The organism is Dyadobacter luticola (assembly GCF_005860805.1).
Classification (GTDB): domain Bacteria; phylum Bacteroidota; class Bacteroidia; order Cytophagales; family Spirosomataceae; genus Dyadobacter; species Dyadobacter luticola.
On sequence record NZ_VCEJ01000002.1, the window covers coordinates 407450 to 418288 of the forward strand.

Annotated in this window: 5 protein-coding genes and 1 pseudogene; 5 read left to right on the forward strand and 1 reads right to left on the reverse strand. The window is 45.7% G+C overall.

Annotation, left to right across the window (positions count from 1 at the left end):
• Positions 1-20 precede the first annotated feature (20 nt).
• Together FEN17_RS01640 and FEN17_RS01645 are read left to right on the forward strand one after the other, a co-directional pair.
• Positions 21-2876, forward strand: a complete 2856-nt coding sequence (locus tag FEN17_RS01640; RefSeq protein ID WP_138363575.1) for a family 78 glycoside hydrolase catalytic domain — start codon at positions 21-23, stop codon at positions 2874-2876.
• A 78-nt stretch (positions 2877-2954) separates the two neighbouring features.
• Entirely contained in the window at positions 2955-4457 is a 1503-nt protein-coding gene (locus tag FEN17_RS01645) for a capsule assembly Wzi family protein (protein ID WP_138363576.1), read from the forward strand.
• 6 nt (positions 4458-4463) lie between these two features.
• Here the strand turns inward: FEN17_RS01645 and rfbD are convergent, their stop codons facing one another.
• Positions 4464-5321 (reverse strand): dTDP-4-dehydrorhamnose reductase, encoded by an 858-nt coding sequence (gene rfbD, locus FEN17_RS01650; RefSeq protein WP_138363577.1) that lies wholly within the window; start codon positions 5319-5321, stop codon positions 4464-4466.
• Positions 5322-5662: 341 nt separating this feature from the next.
• On the opposite strand from rfbD, the gene FEN17_RS01655 reads away from it, so the two are divergent.
• The 3 genes and pseudogenes from FEN17_RS01655 to FEN17_RS01665 form a co-directional block, all read left to right on the forward strand.
• On the forward strand, positions 5663-7300 hold the full coding sequence (locus FEN17_RS01655) for a DUF1800 domain-containing protein (protein ID WP_138363578.1): 1638 nt from the start codon (positions 5663-5665) through the stop codon (positions 7298-7300).
• Positions 7301-7312: 12 nt separating this feature from the next.
• Positions 7313-8842, forward strand: a complete 1530-nt coding sequence (locus FEN17_RS01660; protein WP_138363579.1) for a DUF1501 domain-containing protein — start codon at positions 7313-7315, stop codon at positions 8840-8842.
• A gap of 31 nt (positions 8843-8873) precedes the next feature.
• A pseudogene (locus tag FEN17_RS01665) lies at positions 8874-10839 on the forward strand (T9SS type A sorting domain-containing protein); the annotation flags it as partial.

Consider the following 10839-nt stretch of genomic DNA (forward strand, 5'->3'; position numbering starts at 1 on the left):
CCGCAACCTTACCTAACCTGATGAAACTTCGTTCTTTATTCACCTTCCTATGGTCAGCTACATTGATTTTAGGAACATTAAATGTTTTTGCCAAAGGTCTCAATCCGTCCTACCTCCGCTGCGAGTACAAAGTTGACCCGGTTACGGATGTGAGCAATCCCCGCCTGAGCTGGGTGCTGGCTTCGGACGAAAACAACCAGGTGCAAACTGCGTATCAGATCCTGGTTTCGACTTCCAAAGAGTCTTTGACGGAGCGTGATGCGGATCTCTGGAATTCCGGCAAAGTCAATGGTCGGGATACTTACCAAATCGTTTATAATGGTAAACCTTTAAAATCAAGGGATTTGTGTTATTGGAAAGTGCGTAGCTGGGACAAAAACGGCGTGGCTGGTCCGTGGAGCGAGGCGGCCACCTGGGAAATGGGCTTGCTGTCAAAAACGGAGTGGAAAGGAAAATGGATCGGGCTGGACCTGGATCATTTGGGAAAAGGAAAAGTGTATCATTTGCCGCCCGCACCCTATTTGCGGAAGGAAATTTTTATCAAAAAAGGTTTGAAAAAAGCCCGGCTGTATATTACTGCACTGGGCGTTTACGAAATGAATGTGAATGGTCAGAAAGCAGGTGACGCAAGACTTACACCGGGCTGGACTGATTATGACAAACGTGTTTATTACCAGACTTACAATGTTACCACCAGCCTGAAAGAAGGTCCGAATGCATTGGCGGCACAGTTGTCCTACGGCTGGTACGCGGGGTATTTGGGTTATGGTTTGTTAGTTCAAAATCCGGTTGTTCGAGGCTTTTATGGAAGGGTACCGACATTAAAAGCGCAGCTGGAAATACAGTATGCCGACGGAACCACCGAAACATTCAGCACCGACGAAACCTGGAAAGCCAGCCAGGGCGCTTTGCTGGAATCGGATCTTTTGAATGGTGAAACCTATGATGCGAGACTGGAATTTAAGGATTGGGGAAAAACAGGATTTAATGATAAAAGCTGGAAGAATGCAGAAATTTTTCCGGACAAAGGTGAGCGAAAAGTGCAGGTATATCCAGGCCCCCCGGTAAAAGTGACGCAGGAACTGGCGGTGAAATCCGTGACGCCGCGGCCAGACGGTACTTATATTTTTGATTTAGCCCAAAACTTTGCGGGCGTGATCAGTCTGAAAGTAAAAGGCAGGGCAGGGGATACAATCCGGCTGAGGTATGGCGAAAAACTGCATCCCGACGGCCGGTTGATGACCGAAAACCTGCGGATGGCGAGAGCAACCGACACCTATATATTAAGGGGCGACGCCGCGGGCGAAACCTGGGAGCCGAAGTTCACATTTCACGGGTTTCAATATGTGGAGATAAAGGGTTTGAAAGAAGCTCCATCAAAAGATATGCTGACTGGATTGGTAGTCGGTTCCGATACGCCCAAAGTCGGATCATTTGAAACAGATAATGCAATGGCCAACCAGTTGTATAGCAACATTGACTGGACCCAACGCGCCAATTACCTCGAAATCCCAACCGACTGCCCGCAGCGCGACGAGCGTATTGCCTGGACAGGCGACGCGCAGGTTTACGCCAAATCCGCCACATTCAACCGCGACGTCGCCTCATTTTTTACCAAATGGATCGTCGACCTCAATGATGGCCAGTATGAAAGCGGCGCCTATCCTTTATATGCACCCCGCCCGAACCTCCGGTGGCACGACACATTCTCGCCCGGCTGGATGGAAGCGGGCATTATATGTCCCTATCAGGTGTACCGCGCCTACGCCGACACGCGCATGATCGCCGAGGGGTGGACTTACATGGTGCGTTTCATGGATTTTCTGGAAAAAAGAAGCAAGGGCACGCATGTATTCGTAGAAAATTCCTTCACCGACATATCACCAAAAGGTGGCTTCGGCGACTGGCTTTCATTCGGCAAAAAAACACCGCCCGACTTGCTCGCATCCTTCTACTACTGCTACTGCGCAGACCTGATGACCGAAATGGCTGGCGCAATCGGAAATGGAAAAGATAAAAAACGCTTCACCGAAACCGCCGCAGCTATCAGAAAAGCCATCACAGAACATTATACTGATGCGGACGGCAAATTCAAATGTAATGCAAAAGCTTACGGCGATGGGGAAGGATATGTAGACGGCGCGCTCGGTTTTACAGGACACACGCAGACTGTTTACGCCAATGCGATTTATATGAACATTGTAAAACCAGCTGATAAGACGAAAGCCGGCAACTTCCTGGCGGCTCTTTTAAAAGAAAATGGAAATAAAATGAGCACCGGCTTCCTGGGTGCAAAACCGATGTTGCCCGCCCTTTCGGCCACCGGTCACTCCGATGAGGCTTATCATTTATTTTTAAGCAAAGAATTTCCTTCCTGGGGATTTGAGGTGGCGAATGGTTCCACGACGATCTGGGAGCGCTGGGACAGTTTTACCAAAGAAGATGGTTTCAAATACAATGCTGCTATGAACTCTTTTAGCCACTATGCATTTGGTGCTGTTTGTGAGTGGATGTTTGGAAATGCGGCTGGTATCAAATCTGTCAAACCGGGTTTCGCTGAATTCATCATTCGCCCGGAGATTGCACCGGATGGGATGGGGAACGATGGAGTGAATGAACTCAAAGCTTCCTTGCAGTCAATGAATGGGTTGATTGCTTCGGAGTGGAGCAAGAAATCCGGGACGCTGCGTATGAAGGTAATGGTGCCCGTTAACACGATCGCCAACATTTATGTACCCGCATCAAATGCAGGCCAGGTTAAGTTGAACAACAAAACACTGGCAACTTCAAAAGACGTTCAAGTAACTGGCTCAGAGGCAGGTTATGTGATTGTCAAGGCTGGTTCGGGTACTTTTGAGTTTGTAGCAGAGAAGTAGCAGTTTAGGGACATTCCCGATTTATTTCTTAACTTTTGGGTTCAAAAACTTCCCTGAAAGCTCATATCACGTCTATTGATGACTTCTAACTCAACGTTATTCACGCGCGGCCTGACCGTCTTTGCCACATTATCACTACTTTTTTCTGGAATAAACTGCACGCCGGCCCTTGCATTTCAGGCTTATACCCAGGATTCATCTTTCGCTCAAACCACTACGAAAAGTTATGTGGAAATAGCCGGATATGCTTCCAGTGCATCCCGGACGCCTTTCTGGTTGCGTGCCAATCAGTGGGGGATCGTTCCAAATTCGGGTCAGATCGGAAGCCTGCGCGCGGGTGTTGAAGGCAGGAAAGCATTGTCGGGCGATTCTCTGCCGAATGCTAAATGGAGCGTCGCATATGGTGTAGAGCTTGTTGGAAACCTGAGTGAGAACAGTAAATTTCTCATTCCCCAGGGTTATGTCGGACTTGCATTCAGGAGTTTTCAGCTGACCGTTGGCCGCCGGAAGCAATATGTTGGTTTTAATGATCACGAACTGGGGACCGGCGCATATTTATGGTCAGGAAATGCGCTGCCGATTCCAAGAATTCAGCTGGGTTTTGAAAAATACGTCCCACTGATCCGTAATTTTCTGTATTTCAAAGGTTTCTACTCCGATGGCTGGTTCGATAACCACCGGCCCGTCACCAGCGACTTGAAGCTGCATAACAAAGCATTATACATTCGTCTGGGCAGACCTGACGGAATTCTGAAACTGCACGGAGGCTTTAATCACGCTGTGCAGTGGGGTGGAAAAAGCCCTTATTTTACTGAAAACGGCCAAATGCCAAATGGGTTGAAGAATTACTGGCTGGCGGTATCGGGTTTTAAACCCTCAGAAAAATCAGGCTTATCTTCCTTCGACGCACATAACCGGATTGGAAACCACGTCGCGAGTATCGACGCAGGAATCGAGTTGGATTTTAAAACGGTCAACATGTTTTTCTATCGCCAGAGCGTTGTGGAGGATGGTTCACTCTTTTATCTCAACAATGTCAAAGATGGATTGAATGGTGTGACATTCACGATAAAAAATACCGATGGCAGGTTTTTCACGGTCGATCGCCTGACGCTGGAATTGCTATATACCAAAAGCCAGGGAGGCAGCGTGGCAATCGATGGTAACAGCATTCGCGGCAAGGACGATTACTTCAATAATGGTCAGGTGCGAGACGGTTGGTCCTATTTCGGCCGCGGTATCGGGACTCCTTTCATCACTGCGCAAAACGACAACAACTGGCCAAGATACGCCGACTTCTTTACAAACAACAACCGGGTTTGGGTGACACATTTGGGCATGAAAGGCAGGTTGCACGACGCTATCTGGATGACCAAACTATCCTATTCCAGCAATCAGGGCACTTACGACCAGGCGTTACCTGGCAAGACCTATCAGTTTTCAGGTATAATCGGACTGGAAAAGCCGGTTACCTGGTTGGGAGGAGCAGTCATCAAAGGCGCTATCTCCCTGGATCAGGGTAAATTATTTGATAACGCCTTTGGAGGAATGCTGGCAATCAGGAAAAATATTTCTTTGTAGGCGGTTCTACTCCGCTTTCAGCCGGTCGATGCAAACGGTAAGGCTATCTCTCCAATAAGGGATTTTAATGCCGAACGTGCTCTTGATTTTGCTTTTATCCATCACAGAATAAGCAGGCCGCACCGCCTTTGTAACATACTCCGAAGTTTTCACCGGGTTAACAATCACCTGCGTTGCACTAATGTCAAAAACCGCTTTGGCAAAATCAAACCAGGAAGTAACACCTTCATTACTATAATGATAAATGCCGTAAGCCTCGCTGCCTGACTCGAGAATGTCGAGGATCGCACCCGCCAGGTCGATCGCGTAAGTAGGAGAGCCCACTTGATCGACGATCACGCCCAATTGATCGCGTTCGCTGCCAAGACGCAGCATTGTTTTTACAAAATTGTTACCATATTCCGAATACAACCAGCTGGTTCTCAATGTAAAGTGTTGCGGTAAAACTTCTGCAATAGCCACTTCACCTTCCAGCTTGGTAAGACCGTAAATGTTTTCAGGTTCAGTCGGGTCTGACTCTCCCAGCAAGCCGGTCACATCACCTTTAAAAACAAAATCCGTACTGACGTGGATCAGTGCAGACTGATGTTTCGCGCAGATCTCAGCAATGTTCGCGGCCCCGTCACGATTTACTTTCCGGCAGGTATCCTGGTCATCTTCCGCTTTGTCAACGGCGGTATATGCGGCGCAATTAATCACATAAGAAGGTTTCTCTTCTGAAAACAGCTTGTCGAGCAAGTCTTTGCTGAGAATGTTGCCGGCTTCTTCCGAAGGGAAGGAAATATCTGTCAAATTTCTTTCGGAGGAGACTTTTTTTAGGCAGCTGCCCAGCTGGCCGGAGGCACCGAGTACAAGGATTTTCATGGATTTTTTTTGAGTAAGTCAGGCAAATATAGGAAATAAAGCCTAGCGACAGTTCTACAAATTCTACCAAAGTTATCCACAATTCCACATGCCTATTGGGCCTCTTCCGAAGCTTTTAAATGCTCATATTGTGGAATTTACGCCGTACTACAAAGTCGGAACATATTTTAGTCAAAATGTTTTAGTTATAGTGTAGAATTATTACAATCAAAATTTGCAATTGTATTTTAATAATAATTTGATAATTTATGTAGAAGTAATTTGTAGATTGTTGGCTAGTGTAGTATTTTTGTTTGTGGTTCTCAATAAGTTATTCGCAAAAGTCAACATACAAACCCCCAATGGGATTTTTAGACACGTATACAACTAAGTTAACCCCTGAAACAGCAGCACATCTACTAAGACGGGCCACCTTCGGCCCAACGCAGCAGGAGATCAGTGATTTCGTCGGAAAAACAGCCAGTGAGGCTGTTGATATTTTGATTAATAATGCTTCGTATAGGGCGAGTCCTCCGCCTCCGGTGGAGATGGATGAGACAAGGTCGGATGCAGGGCAGCCGTTTTTGAATAAGCCGTTTGATGCTAGTAGGAAAGGAGTTCTATACAACTACGTTCAATATTGGTGGATTGGCTTGATGACCGAACAAACTGGTAAGCCGTCTATTCTAGAAAAACTAGCCGCTTTCTGGCAAAACCATTTTGTCGTTGCGTATAGTGCGGTTCAGGAATATAGGTATATGTATCGCTACCTAAGTTCTATTCGAGCCAATGCGCTTGGAAATTTCAGGGACTTTGTAATTACTATCACAAAGGATCCTGGCATGTTGGTGTTTCAAAATGGCAATTTGAATACTAAAGGAAGTCCTAACGAAAATTACGGGCGGGAGTTGCAGGAGCTATTTACTGTTGGCCAAAAGGATTTTGTAGGTAATCAAAATTACACCGAGCAGGACGTAAAGGCTGCTGCCAGAGTGCTTACGGGTTGGCAGATCACGAATCGAGGAGTACCTAACTCAACGACTTTCGATCCTGTCTTTACATTAAGCAGGCACGATGTAAGTGACAAGGCCTTTTCATCAAGCTATAACAACACCATTATACAGGGAAGGAACAGTGACTCTGCTGGTGATGCTGAGCTTGGCGATTTGGTAAATATGCTTTTATCACATTCTGAATGTCCAAAGTTTATCTGCCGAAAATTGTACAGATGGTTTGTCAATCCTAATGTAACGCAGGAAATAGACGATCAGGTTATCGTCCCGTTGGCTGCATTTTTTGCTAGTCCCAGTAATAATTTTCAGATAGTGCCTGTCATAAAAAAAATGTTGACAAGTAGCATATTTTTTGATCCTAGAAATGTAGGAGCAATCATAAAAGCGCCTTCCGAATTTTTAATAGGAACTCTCAGGCTCTTTAATCAGCCCGTACCTGATTACACAGTTGATTACGTATCGTTTCGTAAGATGATGAGTTTTGTCAGCACCAGAATGATTACACTTCAATTAGACTTTTTGGATCAGCCCACCGTTTTCGGATCTCTTCCATACTACCAGACAGGGTTCTCGAAAAATTGGATTAACGAGTCATCGTTGGGAATTCGCGGTTCATATATGGAGGCAATCGTGTATCCGTCATATAAGGTTTCAACAGATTACACAATTGGCGTTGATATACTGGGCATTTTGAAAGCGGCACAGCCAAATTTCTCAGATGTCTCAGGAACGCCGGCAATTTCATGTGAGCAAGTCCTTGTAACATTATCGAGGAATTTGTTCGCGACCAGCCTTTCCCAAGGACAACGAGACTTCCTAATAGATACAATCATGATGATGAACAGTAGCCCTAGAACAACTTGGGTAAAGGAGTGGGATTCGTATCGCTCCGTTCCTACTGATACAATTAGGCAAAACACGATCCTTTGGCGTTGCCGGGCGTTACTAAAGTACATGTTGACCATGGCAGAATATCAAGTTTTTTAATTTCTGAGCTGCATGAAAAGAAGAGATTTTATATCCAGGGCATCGTCACTTATGCTGCCTGTTGTTTTGAATGGGTTCAATGTGAAATCCTTGTCAAAGAGTTCCGCATTAGTTCGGTCACTCCGGGAAATGGCTGCGGCGAATGATGATCGGGCTTTAGTAATTATCTATTTAGCTGGGGGTAATGACGGCTTAAATACAGTAATACCTCTGGAATACTACTCTGAATACTTTAATCTTAGAAGCAATATTGCCATTCCCGAGAGTAATGTACTAAGGCTATCAGGTAATTTGGCAACCGGCTTCCACCCTGCTATGACCGGAATGCGGCAAATGTATGATGATGGTAAACTCGCCATTGTTCATTCAGTATCATACCCGGACGCGAACTTATCGCATTATCGTTCAACTGATATTTGGATGACTGGTGTCGATGCGAGTAAGTACTCAAACTCGGGTTGGGCAGGGCGTTATTTGAATGACCGATTTGCGACATATCCCCAAGGATATCCGAATTCTAGCATGGAAGATCCCCTGGCCATTCAGATTGGCCAGATCAGCACAACAGCGCTTCTAGGTAATACAGAACCGATGGGTGTTACTTTTCAGGACCCAGGTTCATTCTACCAGCTCATTGGTGAATCGACTGCCAGCACAGAAACTAATTTACCATGCTGCGATGCAGGTGAGCTTATTTCTTACATCCGGGAAAAACAAATCCTTGCGACTGGCTACGCGGCAGAAGTAAAAGCTGCTGCAGACGCAGGGAAAAACCTTGCCGTATATCCTGCTACGTCAGAAAAAAACGAGTTGGCTGAACAGTTGAAAATTGTTGCCCGTCTAATACATGGCGGCCTCAAATCAAAAATATATTACGTTGAGCTAGGTGGGTTTGACACTCATGCCGACCAGATTGGGTCTGACAGCCTTGAAGGAAAGCATGCGCAGCTTTTAAGGAAATTATCGGACGCGGTAGCTGCTTTTCAAAGTGATTTGAATTTACAGGGCACGGAAAACAGAGTCCTGGGGATGACCTTTTCTGACTTTGGTAGGAGGGCAACTTCGAACGCTTCAAATGGAACCGACCACGGTGTTGGCGCCCCCATGTTTGTTTTTGGAACTGGGATAAAGAGGCAGGTCGTAGGTACCAATCCAGACTTGATAAATGGTCTAATCCAAGGGTCTACAACGGGAGGTATAGTTAACCGTGACATCAAAATGCAAATAGACTTTAGAAGAGTCTATTCGGATGTTCTTATCGATTGGTTTGGGCTTTCGCGCAGCAAGACAGATAACATTCTGTTTAAGGACTTCAAAACAACATCGTTGTTTTCGGATGTAGTTGAAAGCATTTCATCTGGTGGCTGGCCCAACCCAGAAATTTGGTCGAACGGAAGAGTGCCATCGGAAACAACAATTGTCCGTGTCAATGCAGGACATATTGTGGAGGTTGGGCAGAATGTCACGGCAAAAGCGTTGAAGGTCGAAGCCGGTGGAGAACTTAAGTTTTTAGGAAATTATGGTGTCAAGATCACTGGATAATTCGGCAATTCCCATTTGGAAAGAAGCAATTATGAAACAATTCTACAAAACAGTATTGACGATATGCTTAACAGCATGCTTAGCTCCGATGTTATGCGTTGGTCAGCAGGCGGGCATTGTGATAACAGAGCGTGCAAAGCCTCTGGGTCTCGTTAGTTTTTCTGAATCTTCGAAACTTTCAGGTATAAGTAATTCCAATCATGTTGATGGATACGTGAAAAAATATGGTAGTGAACCTCTTATTTTCCCTGTCGGTCATAAGGGTGTTTATCGCCCATTTGCGGCAACTGCGGATGGAACATTCGGAGCTTACTTTAGAACTAATCCAGGGAGCACAAGCTTACCCGAAGGTGCACCATTTTCTGCTAATAATAAAGAGGCGGACGTTTCCAAAGTGAGCTCGAAAGAATTTTGGGATGTTAATGGCAGCAAGCCAACCCGGATTACCTTAACTTATACTTCATATTCGGATATAACCAGCTTAACAGAAAATACATTATCAAAGCTAAGCATTGTTGGCTGGAACAACGCGACTTCCAAATGGACCGTTCTTTCATCGACAGTTGATGAAGTGGCGCTTCTTGGCGGTACAAGTTCGATAGCGACTGGTTCGATCACAACAACGCAGAGCGTCGTACCGGATGCTTTTTCTGTTTATACGCTGGCCTCGCTTACTACGGCTACCTCTGCCTCAGTTTTCACAGGAAGCGTTGAATCAGTAGAATGCTCACAGATTACTGGTTGGGTATGGGACAAGAGCTACCCCGAATCAGCTGTCACCTTGGAGCTATTGGAGGGAACCGTCGTTCGTGCAACTGTTTCTGCAAATGAATATCGGGAAGATCTCAAGACAAAAGGTATTGGTACTGGAAAATACGGTTTTAAAATGCAGATTCCTGCCAGTTTGAGGGATGGGAAATCGAGGACGTTGAACATTCGCGTCAGGGGAAGCTCCTATATCCTCACGAATTCTCCTGTTACTCTTACCTGTGCTTATGCAGGTAGTTTTAGCTCAACAGATTGTTACGTTGCGAAAGGCTGGGCGTGGGATAAGAATAAACCAAACGAGCCATTAACTGTAGAATTAATAGAAGGGAATGTTGTCCACTCAACCCTTTCCGCAGATGTATATGATGCGAATTTGAAAAGCCAGGGTATTGGTACTGGAAAATATGCATTCAACTTTGACATCCCAGCTGCATTAAAGACAGGGCAACCTCGCGAACTAGCTGTTCGTATTAAAGGAAGCAACTATACATTAACTGGCTCGCCTAAAACAATTACGTGTATCAATCCATTGTATAATGGTAAGTTCGACGGAATTGATTGTAATGGTGTAAGAGGCTGGGTATGGGATAAAAATAATCCAGACGATGCACTCGTGATCGAACTGTATGAAGGAAACGTTGTTTACGCCACTGTTGTAGCTGATACCTACCGAGAAGATCTCAGGCAGTCAGGATTTGGATCTGGTCTTTATGGATTTAATTTTCCGTATCCTGCTGTATTAAGAGATGGTAAGCCGCATGATCTGAGTGTTCGTATTAAAGGCACAGGCGTAATTCTGGCGAATTCTCCACGCAATGTAACATGTTCAGTAAATGATTACTACGGCCGTTTCGAATCTGCGAATTGCAGCACGATCACTGGCTGGATCTGGGACAAGAATTTTCCGGATGCTACCCAAACGATAGAGTTGTTTGAAGGTAGCACGGTCTATGCGACTGTGTCTGCAAATGTTTATCGTGAAGACCGTAAGACTGCCGGCAATGGTAGTGGTAACTGTGGTTTCAGCTTTGGTATCCCTGCTATTTTGAAAGATGGGAAGCCGCATACCCTGAGTGCGCGTGTGAAGAGCACCGGTTATGTCCTGACCAATTCTCCGTTAACGGTTACCTGTGCGGCGCCCAATGTGTACGCGGGCCGTTTTGAGACCCTGGACTGTGGTATTGTTAAGGGCTGGGCCTGGAACAAAAATTACCCTGCAACGACATTGA